This window comes from Acetobacter estunensis, from assembly GCF_019083805.1.
Taxonomy (GTDB): domain Bacteria; phylum Pseudomonadota; class Alphaproteobacteria; order Acetobacterales; family Acetobacteraceae; genus Acetobacter; species Acetobacter estunensis_A.
The window spans coordinates 1-254 of sequence record NZ_JAHRDV010000132.1 but is presented as its reverse complement, the minus strand read 5'-3'; the positions used below and the strand labels follow the sequence as shown (position 1 = coordinate 254).

At 52.8% G+C, this 254-nt stretch carries 1 tRNA gene; it reads right to left on the bottom strand.

Annotation, left to right across the window (positions count from 1 at the left end):
- Positions 1-114: 114 nt before the first annotated feature.
- A tRNA-Met gene (locus KUA11_RS17270) sits at positions 115-191 on the bottom strand.
- Positions 192-254: the final 63 nt, after the last annotated feature.

The window sequence follows — 254 nt, the reverse complement described above, 5'->3', positions numbered from 1 at the left end:
ACGCTGGAGTTTCACTCCCATTTGCATCCTATACGCATCCTGCGCTCATTCCCGGAACGCAAAAAAGCCACCCTTGAGGGTGGCTTTTCCATAGTCTTTTCAGACACATATTCATGGTTGCGGGGACAGGATTTGAACCTATGACCTTCAGGTTATGAGCCTGACGAGCTACCGGGCTGCTCCACCCCGCGGTGGTAGTGTGTTTGTAAGATGGATTGGAAGACCTGGCGGCGACCGACTTTCCCACGGCTTAA